This is a genomic window from Rouxiella aceris (assembly GCF_012933545.1).
In the GTDB taxonomy this organism is placed as follows: Bacteria; Pseudomonadota; Gammaproteobacteria; order Enterobacterales; family Enterobacteriaceae; genus Rouxiella; species Rouxiella aceris.
Genome location: NZ_JAADJU010000001.1, coordinates 138,497 through 156,919, shown reverse-complemented (window position 1 = coordinate 156,919; position 18,423 = coordinate 138,497). Strand labels below are relative to the sequence as shown.

General features: G+C 45.0%; 21 protein-coding genes. 2 read left to right on the top strand and 19 right to left on the bottom strand.

All coding sequences use genetic code 11. From position 1 onward, the window contains the following. Positions 1 to 5 precede the first annotated feature (5 nt). The 8 genes from GW590_RS00675 to GW590_RS00640 form a co-directional block, all read right to left on the bottom strand. Positions 6 to 203 carry a hypothetical protein gene (locus GW590_RS00675; protein WP_169401112.1) on the bottom strand — a complete coding sequence of 66 codons (198 nt, stop codon included), beginning with the start codon at positions 201 to 203 and terminating at the stop codon, positions 6 to 8. 63 nt (positions 204 to 266) lie between these two features. Further along, positions 267 to 2,231: a type III secretion system outer membrane ring subunit SctC gene (sctC, locus tag GW590_RS00670; protein ID WP_169401111.1), complete on the bottom strand. Its 1,965-nt coding sequence runs from the start codon at positions 2,229 to 2,231 to the stop codon at positions 267 to 269. 122 nt (positions 2,232 to 2,353) lie between these two features. Further along, on the bottom strand, positions 2,354 to 2,584 hold the full coding sequence (locus GW590_RS00665; RefSeq protein ID WP_169401110.1) for an HrpF protein: 231 nt from the start codon (positions 2,582 to 2,584) through the stop codon (positions 2,354 to 2,356). Between the two features lie 45 nt (positions 2,585 to 2,629). After that, positions 2,630 to 3,265 (bottom strand): type III secretion system stator protein SctL, encoded by a 636-nt coding sequence (gene sctL, locus GW590_RS00660; RefSeq protein WP_169401109.1) that lies wholly within the window; start codon positions 3,263 to 3,265, stop codon positions 2,630 to 2,632. Then, on the bottom strand, positions 3,255 to 3,860 hold the full coding sequence (locus GW590_RS00655; protein WP_169401108.1) for a hypothetical protein: 606 nt from the start codon (positions 3,858 to 3,860) through the stop codon (positions 3,255 to 3,257). Before GW590_RS00655 ends, sctL begins: the two co-directional genes overlap by 11 nt. Further along, complete coding sequence (gene sctJ / locus GW590_RS00650) at positions 3,841 to 4,668, bottom strand: type III secretion system inner membrane ring lipoprotein SctJ (protein ID WP_235955822.1); 828 nt, start codon at positions 4,666 to 4,668, stop codon at positions 3,841 to 3,843. Before sctJ ends, GW590_RS00655 begins: the two co-directional genes overlap by 20 nt. Next, complete coding sequence (locus GW590_RS00645) at positions 4,652 to 5,014, bottom strand: EscI/YscI/HrpB family type III secretion system inner rod protein (protein ID WP_169401107.1); 363 nt, start codon at positions 5,012 to 5,014, stop codon at positions 4,652 to 4,654. The genes sctJ and GW590_RS00645 overlap by 17 nt, the downstream gene beginning before the upstream one ends. A gap of 71 nt (positions 5,015 to 5,085) precedes the next feature. Continuing rightward, positions 5,086 to 5,271: a hypothetical protein gene (locus GW590_RS00640; protein ID WP_169401106.1), complete on the bottom strand. Its 186-nt coding sequence runs from the start codon at positions 5,269 to 5,271 to the stop codon at positions 5,086 to 5,088. Between the two features lie 210 nt (positions 5,272 to 5,481). On the opposite strand from GW590_RS00640, the gene GW590_RS00635 reads away from it, so the two are divergent. Further along, on the top strand, positions 5,482 to 6,855 hold the full coding sequence (locus GW590_RS00635) for a hypothetical protein (protein ID WP_169401105.1): 1,374 nt from the start codon (positions 5,482 to 5,484) through the stop codon (positions 6,853 to 6,855). 125 nt (positions 6,856 to 6,980) lie between these two features. On the opposite strand, the gene GW590_RS00630 is transcribed toward GW590_RS00635, so the two are convergent. The 10 genes from GW590_RS00630 to sctV all read right to left on the bottom strand — a co-directional run bounded on the left by GW590_RS00630 (position 6,981) and on the right by sctV (position 16,232). Then, positions 6,981 to 8,075: an EscU/YscU/HrcU family type III secretion system export apparatus switch protein gene (locus tag GW590_RS00630; RefSeq protein ID WP_169401104.1), complete on the bottom strand. Its 1,095-nt coding sequence runs from the start codon at positions 8,073 to 8,075 to the stop codon at positions 6,981 to 6,983. A gap of 4 nt (positions 8,076 to 8,079) precedes the next feature. After that, the gene (gene sctT, locus GW590_RS00625; RefSeq protein WP_169401103.1) at positions 8,080 to 8,877 is read right to left on the bottom strand and encodes a type III secretion system export apparatus subunit SctT; all 798 of its coding nucleotides are present in this window, start codon (positions 8,875 to 8,877) and stop codon (positions 8,080 to 8,082) included. Next, positions 8,878 to 9,138 carry a type III secretion system export apparatus subunit SctS gene (gene sctS, locus GW590_RS00620; protein ID WP_169401102.1) on the bottom strand — a complete coding sequence of 87 codons (261 nt, stop codon included), beginning with the start codon at positions 9,136 to 9,138 and terminating at the stop codon, positions 8,878 to 8,880. It lies immediately after the preceding gene. A 7-nt stretch (positions 9,139 to 9,145) separates the two neighbouring features. Beyond that, positions 9,146 to 9,802 carry a type III secretion system export apparatus subunit SctR gene (gene sctR, locus GW590_RS00615; RefSeq protein WP_169401101.1) on the bottom strand — a complete coding sequence of 219 codons (657 nt, stop codon included), beginning with the start codon at positions 9,800 to 9,802 and terminating at the stop codon, positions 9,146 to 9,148. Further along, on the bottom strand, positions 9,799 to 10,833 hold the full coding sequence (locus tag GW590_RS00610) for a FliM/FliN family flagellar motor switch protein (RefSeq protein ID WP_169401100.1): 1,035 nt from the start codon (positions 10,831 to 10,833) through the stop codon (positions 9,799 to 9,801). The genes sctR and GW590_RS00610 overlap by 4 nt, the downstream gene beginning before the upstream one ends. Then, on the bottom strand, positions 10,833 to 11,354 hold the full coding sequence (locus tag GW590_RS00605; RefSeq protein ID WP_169401099.1) for a hypothetical protein: 522 nt from the start codon (positions 11,352 to 11,354) through the stop codon (positions 10,833 to 10,835). The genes GW590_RS00610 and GW590_RS00605 overlap by 1 nt, the downstream gene beginning before the upstream one ends. Before the next feature lie 95 nt (positions 11,355 to 11,449). Then, entirely contained in the window at positions 11,450 to 11,893 is a 444-nt protein-coding gene (locus GW590_RS00600; protein WP_169401098.1) for a hypothetical protein, read from the bottom strand. Further along, positions 11,886 to 13,250, bottom strand: coding sequence for a FliI/YscN family ATPase (locus tag GW590_RS00595; protein ID WP_408014895.1), 1,365 nt, complete (start codon positions 13,248 to 13,250; stop codon positions 11,886 to 11,888). Before GW590_RS00595 ends, GW590_RS00600 begins: the two co-directional genes overlap by 8 nt. Beyond that, entirely contained in the window at positions 13,241 to 14,128 is an 888-nt protein-coding gene (locus tag GW590_RS00590) for an FHA domain-containing protein (RefSeq protein ID WP_169401096.1), read from the bottom strand. Before GW590_RS00590 ends, GW590_RS00595 begins: the two co-directional genes overlap by 10 nt. After that, on the bottom strand, positions 14,121 to 16,232 hold the full coding sequence (gene sctV, locus GW590_RS00585) for a type III secretion system export apparatus subunit SctV (protein WP_169401095.1): 2,112 nt from the start codon (positions 16,230 to 16,232) through the stop codon (positions 14,121 to 14,123). The genes GW590_RS00590 and sctV overlap by 8 nt, the downstream gene beginning before the upstream one ends. A gap of 399 nt (positions 16,233 to 16,631) precedes the next feature. Here sctV and GW590_RS00580 point away from each other — a divergent pair, with 399 nt between their 5' ends. Beyond that, a complete protein-coding gene (locus GW590_RS00580; RefSeq protein WP_169401094.1) occupies positions 16,632 to 17,186 on the top strand; it encodes an RNA polymerase sigma factor in 555 nt (184 codons plus the stop codon). A gap of 554 nt (positions 17,187 to 17,740) precedes the next feature. Here GW590_RS00580 and GW590_RS00575 read toward each other — a convergent pair. Continuing rightward, a complete protein-coding gene (locus GW590_RS00575) occupies positions 17,741 to 18,358 on the bottom strand; it encodes a hypothetical protein (protein ID WP_169401093.1) in 618 nt (205 codons plus the stop codon). Between the last annotated feature and the right edge of the window lie 65 nt (positions 18,359 to 18,423).

Here is an 18,423-nt window from a genome sequence, read left to right as displayed (position 1 = left end):
CGTTATTAACCCGGGTTTGCCAGATTGACGCAAGAGAACTCGTGCTCTTTATCGGCGACTTGCTGACCCCACCAGATTGACAGCTGTTGCGCATTGTCTGCCGTGCAGCCGTTTTGCTCAGAGGGGCGGTTGGCGCATCCTGCCATGGCCAAAAGCATTAATACCGAGCAGATGGCCGCAGGTTTTAGTCGTTGTCCTTGCAAAGAAAACCTCCTTTATTTTGAACGATACCCCAAACTCGCTAAATGGATCTCTTGCCGTATTTTTTAATGGTTCGCTACCACCAGATAGATTTTGGCCGACTCTCCCGATTTCAGGGGCTTATTGGGCCATAGTGACGCGCCAAGAATTCGCGGATTATTGCAATTCTTAATATTGAATTTTTGTTCTGCGCTCAGGTAATTGGAGATTTTGCTTTCCAGTACCAGCATATTTTCATTTTTGTACCACTTGGTGTTTTCATTGTTGATAGCAAAACTCAGTGATACTTCACAAAAAGCGCTGAGCGCGGGACCGAATTTTTCGGCACTCATATTTGCCGGCACGCGGTGATTAATCAGACTGAGCATAATATCCGTGATCAGTTGCTTTTTATCGCCGGGTGTTGCGGGGGAAATGCCAGGGTGTTCAGCGACGTCAGGCGCAGTCTCCTTTTTGACATAGCGTGAGGGATTATCCTGATCGCCAATCAGATGCGGCGTAATGATAAATATTCTTTCCCGCCTGGAGGCTTCCTGCTGTGTCGAACGAAACAGCGTACCAATCAGCGGAATACTGCCCAGCACCGGGATACGGCGAGTATGATCGCCATTTTCTGCCACATTAAAGCCGCCGATAACCAGCGAACGTCCGGTGTCCACCGGGGCCTGAGTGCTGAGGCTGGCATTTTTGGTACCCTTGGCCTTGCCGTCGTCGTCCTCTTTGATTTTTCCATCATCAATATCAATGATTAGCTGGATCGGCGAGGTGACCTTATCGGTCATTACCCGCGGTGTTACCCGCAGACTGGTACCTGCGGTCAGCGTTTTGATCTCTGCTACCCGTTCCCCTATGGCCGTGACAAAGGCCATATTATTGAAATCAATAATCGCTGGTTGATTCTCCAGGGTCAGCACTGATGGATTGGCGACAATAGAGGCCGAACCTTTTCCTTCCAGCGCCTGAACCTTGGCCATAAAACTGTGCAAATTGGTTAAAAACAGATTGGTAGCACCGCCGGCCATACTGGAGCCGGTAACAATATTGCCGATTTTTCCGGCCAGATCGGCAGACAAGCGATTGAGTTCGTCGCGATCGATATCAATAAACACCGCGTCAATTCTCACCAGCTTTTGCGGCTTGTCCAGCGAGGCGATCAACGCGCTATATTCCGGACGTCGGCGACTGTCATCGCGCACCAGCACGCTGTTATTACGAATATCGGCGGAGAAGGTGGTGCTGGCAGCAAAGCTGTCGGCTTCTTTTTTAAAATGATTATTGCGTGAGACCATTTGTGTCATCACATTATTGCTTTCTGCCTGCGCTTGGTTGGCCATATTTTTACCGGGACCTGAGCGCAGATCTTCGCTACCGGCGGCAGAAGGAACGTTACCCAGTCCAAACAGTTCGTTAAGCAGCGTCACCACTCCAGGGATGGTCAGGGTCTGTTCGCGGTACTTGATGGTGCGGTCGGCCACCGAGGCGTATTTAAGCGGGAACACCATCACTTCTTCTTTCAGCTCAGCGGGTTTGGTTATTTTCTTAATAAAACCCTCAATCAGCTCAATATATCTCGGCGGGCCAGAAACCAGCACTGTTCCTTCACTGGGTAATACGCCCCAGCCAAAGCGGGGATCCAGTAAGCCAATACCTTTTAGCGCCTGGCGGGTATCAAGTGCCGAGTCGGTGGTAATTTCAAAACGTCGTGAGGTTTGCATCGACTGCGGGCTGATATACAGAGTGTCATTGTACACAAACCATTGAAAATTATACTCAATAGCAAATCGCGAGATAAAGTCCTGCGCACTTTCGGCGCGGAACTTGCCGCTGACCAGACGTTCCTCAAGCGGTTCCATATCCAGTACTACACCATAGGTCTCGGCAAAATCTGCCAATAGCACCGTCAGCGGTGTACTCTCGGCAGAGTAGGCGTAGGCGCCTTTTTTCCACTCATCGGGGATCTCGGCGAACGCTGCCGGTATATTGGCAGCGAAACAAGAGAGGCTAAACAGCGTAGCGCGAAGCAACCGCATTCTTGACGCCATAAGAGTTCGCAATGGTATTTCCTCGCTGAGGCCTAATATAACTTGTTGACCAGATGTAGCTGGCTGCTCGCCAATCTCGCAGTAAAAGATGATGTTGCCTTCGAATCTCATTATCCATTCGAGGATTCAATAATGGTTTTTTTTAGGCCATGTTTAAATTGTGTATATTGCGCGTTGGCCCAGTTGGCATTGGAAACGTCCATCAACATATTATGGAAAGCATACATATCAGACATACTGTAAGGTTTATTACTGCTCTCTTTCGCCGTTTGATATAAATTATTGTAGGTGCGATTCACCTGGCTAAATAAACGGACCTGGGTAGGGTCTAATAATCTCATGGCTATTTCTCCGGTCGAGTTATATTGCTGAGTGACAGATTGTTGTTAATCAGTTCCGTTGTCTGACGGCATATTTATCGGCGATTCATTTGCGCAAGGTGGGGACGGTAATAAATAAGCCACTATTTTTGGCCAACTGGTTTGCCACTCGCCCCGGTCAGTGGTTAACAGTAAATGGTCGGCCGCCAGGCCGGGATCCCCTTGTACCTGCCAATTGAGATGCGTTTGTTCGGCCAGACCCTGTTTGACTTCCTCAAGTTGCGCAGGGCAACAGTAGAGGGTGGCTGCATGCTGGCTTGGCTGAAAACGGAGTAACTGACGCAATACTGCCGGGATACGCTGGCGTGGCGCTATTTCATCGAGGATCACAGACAGTGCCTGGCTAATGAACTGCTCTGCCTGGCTAAGTAAGTCTTCCTGCCACTGATGCCGTTGCTTTTCCCAGTCCTGAAAAAAAAACCGGGTTTGCTGGCAGAAAAGGCTTTCCTGCCGCTTTATTTTCTCCTCAATGCTCTGCTCGGCTTTTTTTAATGCGCGCTCGCCAATCTTTTTAGCGTTTGCTTTGGCCTGTTTTTCAATGGCCAGCGCTTTTTGACATGCCTCGATGTCAGGGGCATGCAGGATGGGTCCCGCCAGGATAAAATTGTCCAACGGCAGTCTGATTTTCTTTTTAATCCACATAGCGTAATTTCCCAGGCTGTTGGCATTGCCATATCACTGCATGCCAAAGGGAGAGTAATTTGCCGGACGGTGTCTCCGTCAGGGGCAGGGGATCGACCTCAAGGGTCAGGGAGCGAGGAAACAGCAGCCGCAGGCGACTCCAGCAGTCAGGATATAAGGCGCGGAGCATAATCAGTCCTTCGGCCAGTGACGGTTCTGCCAGCTGTTTAATCGGATATTTATTATCTGAAAATAGTGCTCTGGCGATGCGCCGACACCAGATTTGTGGCTCATTCAGTAACTGATGGCAATAACTGCCAGGAAAACAAATCTCGCTCACCAATATCAACATATCAAGCCGTTTGGCCGATGACAGCGCGCTGATTGCTATGGCCATCGGCACGGGCGACCCAGGCAGCAATTCGTTGACTTGCAGGCTGCGTTGCAGGGCCGAGGGCGACAGTCTGGCGATAACTTGCTGCCGGGATAAGGCGAGTTGAAAAAAATCATACTGATGCCAGCTTTCATCAGCATATTGCCAGTAATCACGAGTACACCAACGCACCCAACTTAAAGCTGTTTCGCTGGCCAGTAGCTCATTGTCGATTGGCATCATGATCTTGACCTAAAGATTTATCTGCACGAGAACGATTAAATTTAAGCAGTGCGGTAATTTTGCTGAGGTTTATCCCTAATAAATAGCAGGCAATAAATAGTATCAAACTACAAAGGGCAAACCAGGCAAAAATATTTAACTGATTGTACGTAAATTTAAAAACTCCCACTTCCAGAAAAGATACTTTTCTTTCATAGTGCTGCGCCGGGAAAAATGTTATTGCAATATTGTCGGAGTTTTTTTCCGTAATACCCGGAATGCTTTTAGAAACCAGGTTTCTGATGCGATACTCAACGTTGTCCGGATCCAGACTGGGTTGATATTTAATAAACACCGAAACCGATGCCGGTTGCACAGGTTCTCCGGCCGCAATACGTTCGGGTAATACCACGTGGACTCGGGCGGTGACTACTCCGTCGATTTGTAATAGGGTTGACTCGACTTCCTGAGAGAGAGCATAGATATAGCGTGCGCGTTCTTCCATTGGGCTGGAGATCATACCGCTTTTATGGAAAACAGCCCCAAGGTTGGTTTTCTCTTTGCGCGGTAACCCGGCAGCATTAAGAATAAGCACCGCATCTTCAATATCACTTTTGTTGATGGCAATGGCGATACCGTTTTTTTCTGACAGTTTTCGTGTGCTGATATTATTTTTATTGAGGGTGGCGATAATTTCATTAGCCTCGTTCTCCTCAAGCTGACTATTTAATACCGTATCACCATTACAGCCTGCGGTTGATATCACCCATAGCAGTGCGAATAAAGTTTTTAATAAGTGCCTTGTCATCATGTTATTGCATATAAACAAGTTTGTTTATCCCTTGCACACATTTGTTGATAACCTTGGAGTTCATCAGGTTCTGGATATAAAAGTCGGAGAGTTCGGCGTTGGCCCGGCTGAAATCCATCATATCCGACGAACGGGAAGCAACATCCAGATCGTGCAGCACTTGGCCACTTTTCTTGTCGTATTGTGCAATACCTGCTGCCATACGCGAGAGAGGCTTGTCTGCGCTGTCCACCACGGTCTTGGTTGGTGACAGCTGTGCAGCAAACCACTGGGCATCGGCTGTTGAAGGCGGGGTTAATGTGGGTCGCGGCTGGTGACTGAAATTCATCAATGACTGAGCGACGAAGTGCGGCGAAATTTTCATGGCTGCAATATCCTGAGTTGGCAGGATCTCCACCGCGCAGAGTCGGTCCGCACGGTGGAGATGCTTAACGATTAATACTGGACTTTAATTTGTGATGCCGCAGAACCGGCTTTGGCTGCGCTGTCTGCGATACCATTAATTTTGGCGTTTTCTGCATCGCGCATCGCTTTTTGTAATTGGTCTGCCTGCATTTTTGCCTGAATAGCCTGCATGCCGCCCTCAAATCCTGCACCGCTGATCATACCGATAGGATTCATTATTTTCTCCTTGGATTGGTTTATAAAAATAGTTGACTGCTAGGGTCAAAATTATGTGGGGAAAACAATTAAGTAGTTCCAGATGATAGGATTAAAAAGAAGATCCTGCCTTGAACTGTCTAAATGGAACCTGTTGCGAAAAAATAATACTTATTACCATATGACTTAGCGTTTATTGTATTTAATTAATGGGTGAGGTTAACCGGAAAAATGGAACGTGATAATTATCCTGGCCGAATAGTGGAAATAAATACACTGTCCGATTGTTCAATAATCATGAGTAGCACGGCAGGTTTCAGTGAACTGCTAAATAAAGAGCTGCTTTTTCGATCAAAAAACACCATCAGCAGTGATGATTTGCAACAGGCCAGTTTTACCATCGAAGATCTTATCTATTCCGTAAGTCTCAGCTATCAAGAGTATCAGCTATGTGCTGGCGGAAAGCCGGTAATGAGTCAATCGGCATGGGAAGTGAAAAGAGCCGAACTCATTAATATGATTAATAAATTATCGCAACATGTGAAAGAGAAACATATCGGTGCGGTACACTGTGATCAAATCCACCTGCAGCGCCTGAAAAAGTTGCTCAAAAAGCAGGATCGTGCTGTGAAATCGGTTATTAGCCTGCATCAGGCGATAATGGCTATCGACAGTATTCAACACTTCTCGGTTGAAATTCCTGACCGTTTAATGGAGATACTCTGTCAGCATGTTTTGGGCCATCTTATCATCAGCAATGATTTATTACTCAGTAATATTATCGCGATTTATGGTAATAGCGCTGACTTTGATGAAAGGATAAAATCTGTTGTCCAGCAGATAAGACGCTATATTTTTCCTTTCCTCAAGAAACTTTATGAAGCCCGGATCGAGTCAACAATAAGCCAATTGGCGTATAAAGAGTGTTCTTTGTTTACTGATGGTGAATTAAGCTTTTTTATCCCCTATGTAATTTATCGCAATGTCAGAATAAAGGCACAAGGTCCATCGCAGAAAAATAAAAGAGATGCGCAACTGCGGAGTATCAAGCTCCCGCTGGATAACGATTTTATTGTTAAAGGCACCCTTGATGGTGAAAGTGCCTTTTTGCTGATCTCCACCGAGTGCGGGATCGCCAAAGCGACCCTGACACTGTTTCAATCTCTCGATGAGGTAAAGGAGGCTCTTAACTCGAGTTTTCGGCGGAGTATTTCCTATTTGAATAGCCGTTGCGATCGTTCAGGGTTATATAAAACCTATAAGTCTTCCTCGGTGATCACTCTGGGGATTGATGTCATCCCGGCAGGGAGCTGTGCACAAAGTGAAGATAATCTTAAAGCGATGGCCAAAAAATCGGTGATCTACTTCGGCAATGAGTTAATCCGTTTTATTGAAGATTTACAGATCGGGGATTTTGCTGATGAGCAGATTGATGACCTTTTGTTTTCTTTTGCCAAGATATTTATAGGGGGGGACGACGGAGAACAGTATTGTAATCTCACCAAGGAGCAGGTTATTGCACTGTTTTTTGAAACAGACAGCGCAGTAAGCCAGCTTATGCTTTCCAGAGCGGCAAAATCCTGGGATATTTTTAATAAAATATAATTTAACGGGCTTTCATTGCCAGGCGACTCTCCGTCATTAGCCATATGACCGATCTCTTGCCCGGGCAAGCTTTTGCTTGCCAGATAACTTGCTGAAGTGATGTGCCATGATAGTATCGCGGCACACTAGTCATTGCCGGGCGGGGTAGAAGGCTCGTTTTTGAGCACGAGATTTTTTTCCAGGGTTTGCAAAAGTTTATAGATTTCTGCCACCGGACGTAAGCAATCTCGCGGAATATAGTCCCCTTCATTACTGGTGTGATAGAGTTTACGTGCCAGCCACACTTTTTTAATTACCGGTATTTTGGATTTCTGCGCCTGGTCGATCAAGGCCAGCGCATTGGCCCCGCTGGCCTTAAACAACAGTTTGGGCAATGGCGTTATGCCAGTACGATAATGCAGACCGACAGCAAAATGCGTAGGATTAACCAGTAGCACATCCGCGTCTTTCATATTGGTTTTCGTCTGGTTATTGCCAGGTTGTTGACTGAGTTCGTAAGCAATGGAACGCCGGGCATTTTTGATCTCCGGGCTGCCTTCAGATTTTTTATACTCATCCATAATATCCTCACGGCTCATTTTTTGCTGCTTAAGGAAAAAGTAACGTTGGATAAAAAAATCTATTACGCTAATGACGACCAATAACAGCAGGATCCAACGTAATAAATGTGTGAGTATAGTGAAAATAGCATGCCAATACTCATCTAAAGTGCCATGGATTAGCAGTACCAGGGTATTTAACTGCGGATATAAACATAAATAGAAAATACCCGCGATGGAAACGGCTTTAATAAAATTGATCAACAGTTGCACAAACTGTTTACCGGCAAACATTTTCTTTAACTGTCCCATGGGACTCATGTTTTCTGCTTTGGGTTTTAATGCCTCCACTGAAAAAAGCGGACCAAACTGTACCCAACCACCCAATACTCTTAAAAAGCAAGCGATAGCGCAAGGGATAATCACCAAGGGTGCGAGGACAAGCAGACTATTCCATAGCAGTTCTTCATAAACAGCATTATTGTTGATTAACATGCGATCGAGGGAGAACGTAATTACCGATTGTAGCCTGTCGACACTGCTGTCAACCAGAAATAAGCAAGTTTCCATAATGCCGGCAAAAATAAATAATTTTGGAATATCCTGACTTTGTTGTACTTGACCTTTTTTTCTCGATTCTTTTAGTTTTTGTGGTGTCGCTTTTTGGTTTTTTTCACTCATAGTTTCAACCTTTATTTACCACAGAGGAAAGTATTTTGTTTAAATTAATAAATTCGAAGAAATATAATTCTGAAGAGTCCTGAAGAATACCCAGATATAGAAGGATAAGAAATAGCGCAATCAGACATTTAAGCGGGATCGCCACCATAGTGGCCTGCAATTGCGGATTATATAAGCCGATAACCGCAAAGCAAAAATCAATCAGAATTAGCAAGCCGACCACCGGCCCGGCGTATAACACCATTTTAATAAAACCGGCTTGCAGGTAGCTGTTATATATTTCAAAACCTTCGCTACCTGGAAACGGATAAGTGGCGGCGATCGGCCATAGTTTATAGCTATCCCAGACAAATTGCAGCAGCATTGGCAAGCCAATACTGACGATTAAAAATAAGATAGCTAACTGTTTAAAAAGATAACCAATTGGCGTTGCATCCGGTCCAAGTTGCGGGTTAATTTGCCCACCCATCAAGGCCCCCCTTTGATTATCAATCAGCGCTCCTACTGATTCATAAACCCAGAAAGGGATACTCATAAACAGGCTAATCAGTAGACCCACGGCAATTTCTTTAATAAAAATAAAACACCAGGCGAAAAAATCATAATTAAGCTGGCTCACCTGCTGAAAATGCATGGGAACAGCAAAAAGCGATAACCCCATCACTACTGCGGTTTGCATTACCCCTTTTAACACATTCATCGAGAGTGCCGGGATTAACAGAACACAGGGGAAAATCCGTGCGGCAGATAATGAGAGAGTTAAAAGATAGGGCATAATATCATCAAATTGCGAACTCTCCATTTAATGACCTACCGTTTCTATCATGGTGAACGCGGTTTGGCAGAGTTGTAATACTCCTTCCCCCATCCAGCGACCGGTTAATAACAAGGTAATGGTGATGGCCAATACCTTGATACTAAACGGCAGTGCTTGATCCTGTAACTGCATGATTGCCTGAAACATGGAAACGACCAGGCCGACGACGGTAGTTACAATCAGTGCTGGCGCTGATAATATCACGATCAATAACATGGCTTCTTTTAGAAAATAGATAATATCCATTTTAGTCTCATTGGTAGTTAAGAAATAACCCCTCAAGTAATCGCGTCCAGCCATTGACAGCGACAAATAACAGGATCTTGATGGGTAAGGAAACCATGATTGGCGATATCATTTGCATCCCTAGCGCCAGTAATATATTCGATACAATTAGGTCTATAGCCAGGAATGGAATGAAAATAATAAAACCTATTTTAAAAGCACTCTGTAGTTCGGAAAGCACAAAACCAGGAACGATAATGAATATATTTTGTTTGTCACTATTGATATGCATCTCCTTTGGCCAGATGCGCATACTGCTTTCGATAATGCGATCAACAATCGCCGGATCGGTATTGGTCGACATAAAGTGTTTTAGCGGTGCCAGCCCTTCATTATAGAAATACTTCAATTTTTCGGTAGATTGCAGATCCGGCGGTGCCGCCGTCATAATGTCGGAGATATTATTCCAGGTGGGTGCCATTACAAACATCGTTGCGGCCAGGGCAATACCATACAATGCCATATTGGGCGGGATCTGTTGAACACCAAGCGCATTACGGGTTAATAACAGCACCATGGCGATTTTTAAGAAGCAGGTGCAAATAATCATAAAAATGGGGAGTAGTGTTAAACCTGCCAGAAATAAAGTGAGGATAAGTGGATTAAATTGCTCAACGCTGGTCATTTGATATTCCTGCTCTCGTTATGCTGCCATCCCGGCATAATCAATTTTATTTGCAAACCCAGACTGCCTTCTATATCCACCAGTTCACCTCGGGCCAGCGCGGTGTCCTGATAATATAACGTTGCCTGGTCAAGCTGTGCCTGGCTAATCAGCAGTGAGGAACCAACGCCGATTTTTTTTAATTCATCCAGGGTAACGTTGAAGGTGCCGCATCGTACGGTGAGTTCTAACGGCAGCTCCGAAAAGGTATTGTTTTCCATGTGGTTGATCTCATTTTCTAAAGTAAAGGCGATATCGCCGGGGTCTTCGTGGTGGTGGCCTGGGCTGGGCGATACACAGTCGACATGGCTGATGGCGAATTTCATATTTGGTTGGCTCGACTGTATCTTTCCCCGTAGCCGCATATTGCCAAGGCAGATCTCACCCTGACCCGAGGTGGCAATATGCTGGCTGGTAAAGAGAATAAAATCGCCAGCTTTAATACTCTGTAACCGTCCATTCGACAGCGTGACTCTGGCCAGCAGCAGTGGACAGGCTAAATTGAGGTCCTTATTGATGGCCAAAGTATTTGCCCGCCAGCCAGGTTGATGGATCAGTAATGCCAGGGTGTTGACCGACAGTGATAGCAGACTGCTGGTTTTATTTTGTCCCAGCGATAGCTGCAGATGGAGTATTACCTGCCGATTTGCGCGTATATCTTCAATAAGGCAGAGCTCACCGAGCAAAGGTTGCAGGTCGCGACTTATCGCGTGATTAAACAATGGCCAATACCAGTCATTCTCGGCCAGCGGCAGAAGTAAACCCGGGCAGTCAGCCAACAGGTTAAGCACCGGTTCCAGCGCTGAAAAGTGCATAACGCCGTAGGCACATTGCACTGAATGATATTTTTCTGGAAAGGGGCTTTCGCTAAAGGTTAAGGTTAATCTTCCCTGTTCATCACCCAGTTGGTAGTGGTAGGTAATACCGTTGCCAATAATATGGCGACAGTTATATTCTTCTCGCGATTGTTTTTTAAGAATGCGTGGTTTCATCAGTCAGTTTCCTGGCTTTTTTCGTCTGGTTGACGGAAATGCAGCCTGATCTTTTTGTTTAACCGTCGAGTAAGCGTTTGTCGACAATATTCTCTGTGTGGTTTTACCATGGCTATAATACTGGGGTTAAAGGTTAAAATGATATTCAGTTCACTGCGCGCTGCTTGCTTAATCAATATATTAACTTCGCCCATTTCTGGCAGGTATAGTTTGGCTGACCATTGCTGATCTCCAATGAGTTGCTGGAGCTCGCTACACAATTGCTGCATATTATTTTTCATGGTCTGCGTGGTAGATAAATACCCAGCTGCCGTGTCCTGAATCGTTGCGGTCGAAGGCAACTGGGGACAGATAAACAGCGCTGACGATACGGGTTGCAGCAATTTTTTAAAAAGCTCATTATCATAATTTAAATCAATATGTTGCTGCCTGCTTTTCCCTTGGTTAGTCGCCGCCTGGTTTTTATCGGCTTCAGCCAGTCTGGCGGCGTTATTGTGCTGGGCAGAGGGAGCGATCTGCATAGGGGGTCTCCGTGTTAAATAATTAACTCCGTGGCTTTGGCCACTGCAACTGGATCAGGTTTTATCTGGTATAGAGAACTATTGCGACATAGCAGTCATAGTCTGGGGTACAAGTAGTCAAGTTTTTCTACTTTAATCTCGTGCTGGCGTACCTGGTTGCTTATTAATTTTAAACTTTCATGCTGTGCCTTTTTTTGCTGTTCCATGGCGAGAATATTTTCTTTTATACTGTCCAGCCTTCTTTTTTCGGCTAATTCATTATCCAGCCTGACTGCCAGCTCCTGTTTATAGTTGTTGCTTTTTTGCAAGTCGTAAACAAAACTGCGCCTGATGGCTTGATAGTGCCGATATTGGGTATCTGCCGTCAGTTGTTCATGGCGCAATGATTTTTCCAGATATTGTAATAATGTCTTTTCTTTAAAGAGTTTTCTTTTGCTGGCTGCTAAACGGTGGTTTCGGATTTGGCGCAACGTTGCCAGGGTTTTATCCATAGGGTCACCAGGCAGATCGTCATCGACAAAAGGCTGGTCGTTACTCATAACCATATTGGCTCACCTTTTCCAATGAATCTAAAGTCTCAGTAAAATCGGCAGGATCTCGCAGGCTTTGGCGCAAAAAGTCATTTATTAGGTGCTGGGCGTTAATGGCATTATCGGTGAATTTATCATTACCCTGTTGATATTCGCCCAGGCGGATCAGTAATTCGACTTCATTATGCGCAGCCATCATCCGACGTACCATATTGGCCTGATCGATTTGTTGCTGGTTGACAATATTGGGCATAATTCTGCTCAGGCTTTGCAAAATATCGATGGCAGGAAAGTGGCTGTTTTGCACCAGACGCCGACTAAGGATGATATGGCCATCAATCAAGGATCGTACTTCGTCGGCCACCGGGTCATTCATTGAATCCTGTTCTATCAGCACAGAATAAATGGCGGTAATCGACCCCTGCGGTGCTCTTCCCGCGCGTTCGACCAAATCGGGTAACAGGGTATAGACCGACGGTGGCAACCCGCCACGGCCGAGAGGTTCACCCAGCGCCAGGCCTATTTCCCTTTGCGCTCGGGCAAAGCGTGTTAGCGAATCGATAATCAGCAAGACGTCTTTACCTTCATCGCGAAAACCTTCGGCAATGGCAGTGGCGGTAAAGGCCGCGCGAGTACGCTCCATACTGCTGCGATCGGAGGTGGCACAGACAACAACGGTTTTTTTGCGTAGAGCGGCGTCTAATTCATGCTCCAGGAATTCCCTCAGTTCGCGGCCACGTTCTCCCACCAGAGCAAAGACAATCACATCACAGGATGCATTGCGCGCCAGCTCGGCCAGCAACGTAGTCTTGCCGCAGCCGGCACCGGCAAACACCGCAATGCGCTGGCCGATGCCCAGGGTCAACATACCGTCAATTGCGCGTAAACCGGTGGTTAATATGCTGTCAATACGCGGACGTTCGCTGGCCATAATCGGTGGTCGCAAGACTTTGACCGCCCCCGGTGTATTGCTGTTGATCACAAAGGCACCTGTCCCCGTGGCTTCCAACGGGCGGCCAAAGCCATCCAATACATTACCCAGCAGGTGTGCGGAGACCTTGATGGTGTGAGGAAGATACAAAGGTACCACCAGAGCCTCCTGCGCTACCCCGTCAAGTGGTCCGAGAGCAGAAAGCAGCACGTATTGCGGATTAAAGCCAACGACCTCGGCCAGCAGAGCCTCGCGTTGATGACCTTGGATCTTGCAGAGATCGCCTATACGTGCCTGTGGCAAATAGCTTTCCAGCAAAATGCCTTTTATTCCCTTGATACGGCCATAAACCGTGACCGGCGAGCTATTTTCTAACCTGTTCAGTTGAGTTTTACACCAGTCTTCGAACGCGGGTTGCCAGTTATTCATTGCCAATTCACCTTGATTGATTCATCCCCTGCAAACTCAACCTGAGTATTGGTGATGGCCATTAACCTTAGCCCGGCTATCTCATCGCCAATAAATATGCGTTGACCGGTGTCGGTTACAATATTGGGCGTGCTTCCCTGTGAGATTTGCACAATTCTAAACGGCAGCTCTGGCTGATAAATACGTGTTTCATTTTTTATTTGGTAACGGGGATCTTTTTCTTGTTGTATTTTATTAATAATACGTTGAACTATAAAAAACTCTTCCTTGCTGAGATTACCTTTTACGATTAATTCATTTGCGGATTTATTGACGCTAACGCGCAGAGTCAAGCCCTGATCTCTGAGTTGCTTGCGTAGTCTGTCTTCGGTATCGGTTTTATTAACGGGAATGATCCTTTGGCCAGCGGCTACGTTTTCTTTAGTAATTAACAGGCTGTTGAGGGTAAAAAACAGCACAAGTGCAACAATAGCCAACAGGCCAAGCCCGGTTTTGTTTTTTTTCTGATGACTATTCTTTGTCTCCGTCATCGGTAGTGGGGGGGCAGCGCTGGCGGGTGATCCCTCCGCTGCCGGAATTTTGTAGTCCCATAAATTTTCAGCCGCATCGAGACACAACGCCAGATCGCCGACAAAAAAATAGTGGCCTAATAACAGTTGCGCGGGCATGGCGATCTGCGCGCCGTTACTCTGTGAAACTTCGCCCTCAACCGGCTGGATCCACCAGGTGTTATGTTCATAAAATAATCGGCAATGCGAAGCCGAGATTTGCGGATCACTAAGATAAAGATCATTTTCTTCGCCATTGCCAATAGTCCAACTGCTACCGTATAACGGCAGTGCTGCCCCCTGGTGTAATCCACTTAATACCCGTAATTCAATCACTGAAGTCCCTCATATCATCGATATTTTCGGTTATAGCAATGCGACCTTGCACATTGATCGATAAGTAGGGTTTTAATTCCGAGAAAGAGAGAACAGGGACAAACTGAAGTTCATCGCGAATAAGCCTAAATAAGGGGCCGCGCAATTCCTGAATGACCAGCAGCACCTGTGAGTGATTAACGATAGTGGGCAGATGCTGGCGTAATTGCTGCAAGAGGTTATGGATATCATTTTGTGGCAACTGAAAAAATATGTCGTTTTTATGTTGTTGCAGTGAGTCACGCAACAGCTCTTCCGTTTCTGGATCCAATAACCAGACATCAAGGCGCTGATCTTGAGAATAGGTGTAACAGATATGGTCTTTTAATGAGATGCGTACCAAATCAACCAGGATATTGATATCTTCTTCATAATTGGCATGTTCGACAATAGCTTCGGCAATTTCACGCACCGAACGTAAGGGGATACGCTCTGCCACCAGGTTCTGTAATATCAGCGAAAGGCGCGACAGGGAAATAACGCGTTGGATCTCTTCAGCCAGTTCGGGTTGTTCAAACTCAAGCCATTTAATTAATGAGTGTGTTTCATGCAAGCCGATAAAATGCGGACTACTGTCATGCAAGGCATTTTCTATTCTGGGCAGCAATAGCTGTTGTGAGCTTTGGTAGGGTAATGCTTCATCTTTAAGCAAAGGATGGGCGCGGTCGAGCCAGAGCCAGTTTTCTTCTTGACGTTCCGCCGTACCAACGCTGATAGCGTCTGCATAAGTATCGCTTACGTCGAGTCGCGTTTTTTCTATGGCCACTTTCTCACTATTAAAGGTACCCTTCACCTTGGGGATCTCATAAACAGAGAAGATAAACTCATCCTGGGCAATTTTATCGCTATATTCAATTTCAAACCCCGGTAGCGTAAAACCATATTTATAAATGATTTTATTGCGCAGACGACGAATATCCTTGATAAATTCCACACAGGACGGGTTGTACTGATTGTCAGTGGAAAATTGCAATAAATAGAGATGCGTTGGATTGAATTCTCGCAGGTCTTCTTCGCCATTAAACTCCTGCTCAACGGTGACCGCATCTTGCATACTATCAAGAGCATTTCGCTTTACTCGCCATAAATTAAAGCCGCCAATCGACAAGGTGAGCAGCGCCAGCACCAGAAAGATAATGGCCGGCATTCCCGGTAATAATGAAAAGGCAAACATACCTGATGAGGCCAGCAGCCAGGCTTTTGGCTGGCTGGCAAGTTGTACCGCTATTTCCCGTCCGATATTACTGTCATCATTTTCCGTGGCCGAGGAGACACGGGTAATGATCATCCCGGCAGTCAGTGAGATCAGTAATGAAGGGATTTGCGCAATCAGGCCATCGCCAATGGTCAAGATAGAATAGACATGCAGAGAATCGGCCACCTCCATATTCTGTTGCAGCACGCCGATACTTACCCCGCCAATCAGATTGATTAACAGGATCACCAATCCGGCAATGGCGTCACCTTTAACAAACTTCATTGCGCCATCCATGGCACCAAACAGCTGACTTTCTCTTGCCAATTCAATGCGTTTTTTCTTGGCCTGTTCAACGGTTAATATTCCTGAACGCAGATCGCTATCAATTGACATCTGTTTACCAGGCATGGCGTCAAGGGTAAATCTTGCGGCCACCTCGGCTACGCGCTCGGAGCCTTTAGTGATAACCAGAAAGTTGACGATGGTCAGGATCATAAAAATCACCAGACCAACGGCGAGATTTCCGGCAACCACAAAGCTGCCAAAGGCCTCAACAATATGGCCGCCATCGTGCTGGATCAATATTTGACGCGTTGTCGAAATAGACAGCGCCAAACGAAACATCGTGGTCAGCAGTAAAACCGCGGGGAAGCTGGAGAAAGCCAATGGCGAGGGTAAATACATGGCTAAAACAATAAGCAATGACGATAGGCAAAAATTTAACGCAATTAAAAAGTCTATCAACCCCAAGGGCAATGGGATAATAAGCATGAAAATAATTGCAAAGGCAAAGAAGGCACCAATTATCTCTGAACGGTTTACCGCACTCAAAGCAATATTGTTCAATACTTGAAGTAAATTATTCATTTTATTTTTTCTATTTCATCTTGTTCGATTTTAAAAATTAATGATGACCTTTTATATTGTCGTGCCCGTTGCTGACGTTATTTTACATTGCAGTTGAGATCCACCGGGTTACCATTGCTGATGTTTGTCTCCTGTATTTTCTGTTTCAATCGTGCCATTAAGTTTTTAGTGTCATTTTTTTATGTCGGGTTCCATGTTGCTGCGTAATTTTTTTATTAATGATGAAGTGGCCGCCTAAATTAAATTCGCTGTTACTCATATTGGTTGTAACATCAAAAAAAATATTTTTTTTTGCAATTTTATCTTGATATTTAAATTAATTAGTCTGATTTTGTTGTGGCAATATCGTTATTACACTATATCGAGCCAGGAAGGCTTAAACAATATGGAGGAAATTATATGGTGAGTTCTTCATTCGGGGAAAAAGTATATGACTCTTATGTTGATTGGAATGAAGTAATATGTAACCAGTATGATAAAATATTCAATTTCATAAAAAGGAGAGTGTCAAATAATGCCGATGCCGAAGATTTAACCCAAATGACCTGTATTGAAGCGTTGATAAATAGTAATAAATTTACCGGCGCCTCAAAACCGGAAACATGGATTTTTGGCATAGCAATTAACTTGATTAAAAATTATTACAAAACCAATAAAAAAAATTGTAATATGTATTCGTTGAGTGAAGGTGTGTTCGCTTTTGAGGAGTCAATTGAAAGTGATTATAAAGAGGTGCCTTCCTATTCTGTTGAGGAATCAAATCTGCTTCAGGAGGTGGTAAAACATATAGCTCAATTGCCTGACGAAACAAAAGATATTTTTGTTATGTTAATAAATGAACATTCCAGTTACAAAGAAATTGCGCTTAGCATGGAAATCCCGATTGGCACGGTTCGTTCCCGATTGTCGCGAGCACGTGATCTTCTAAAGCAAAAAGTTTTTCCAGACGACTAACTGCCAAGAACGTTTTTTCACAGCTATCAAATTTCATACTCTTTAATATAAGAACCATGTGCTATTGCCGTGGTTCTTAAAAGAGGTATCTGTTACTTCCTATTTTTTTGAGGTGTTTTATAATAATATGCGCGGGGGAGGCGTCGGAAGATTGTACTTTGTGAAATGCCAATACCCGTTTGAATGGTAATATTTACTTTGCAGGTTGATAAGGATGCAGTGAGTGGCAATGAAACATCCAGCCACTTATTTAAAATAAATGACTGGGCGTTATTTTTAACGGGTTGTTGTTACAGGTTGATAATGTCTATCTGCCGGGGGTTTTTCCTCGGTGATAGTCAAATCTGATCCTGCTATTACTATTTAATGACGTATGAAAAGAGTGACAGATCCCCTCGGTTAATTGTGTTTTTGCATATCTTTCTAATTTTTTCAATTCATATTCCAGCCTTCTCGCATCGATTGGCGAGTGATAAATTTTCATGGAACACCTCCATTTAGTTATCTCAGGCAATTATTTAATTGACTGGCTATATGTTCCGTTGGGTCTGTTTTTATTTGTGTTTGATATTATCGGCCATAGCAATTATGCCAGATGGCGGTGTCCTGTTGAGTACCGGGATGGTGGTGGCCGGGGAGTGGGGATGATGATGCCCAGGAGGTTTTGGACGACACGGGTGTCCATTACCAGGTTGGCCAGGGACGCAGATATCGCCGTTACCCGGTTTATTCGGCGGGGTTGGCAGACAGGCGTCACCATTCCCCGGTTTATGAGGTGGACGCGGCACGCAGGGATGTCCTTGCTCTGGTTTACCTGGCGCAATAGGCAAACCCGGTTCAACAGGCAAACCTGGCTGAACAGGCTGGCCGGGTTGACCGATGCATGGTGGCTGGGGTTGATGGCAGGATGAATGATTGCCCAAGATGCTTTTTATAAAATTCAATAATGATCGCAATACATTTTTTATAACATTCCTGATGGCACAATCCGATGGCTGATTATGACTGGGAGGTAACAGAGGCTTGCCGCAATTTACAGTAATTTGCATTTTACTGTTTACTATTTTAGCGTTTTTATTGCCCGGCAGACTGTTAGTTATACTGAGAGTTGTAGCTGCGGGATCATATTGAGCTGGATTATAAATTTGATTATTTGAAAGGTTAATTTGCATAAATAACTACAGAAGCTATCCCGCTGAAAAGAAGAAGGATCATTTCTTATCAGCTTTCTACTTCT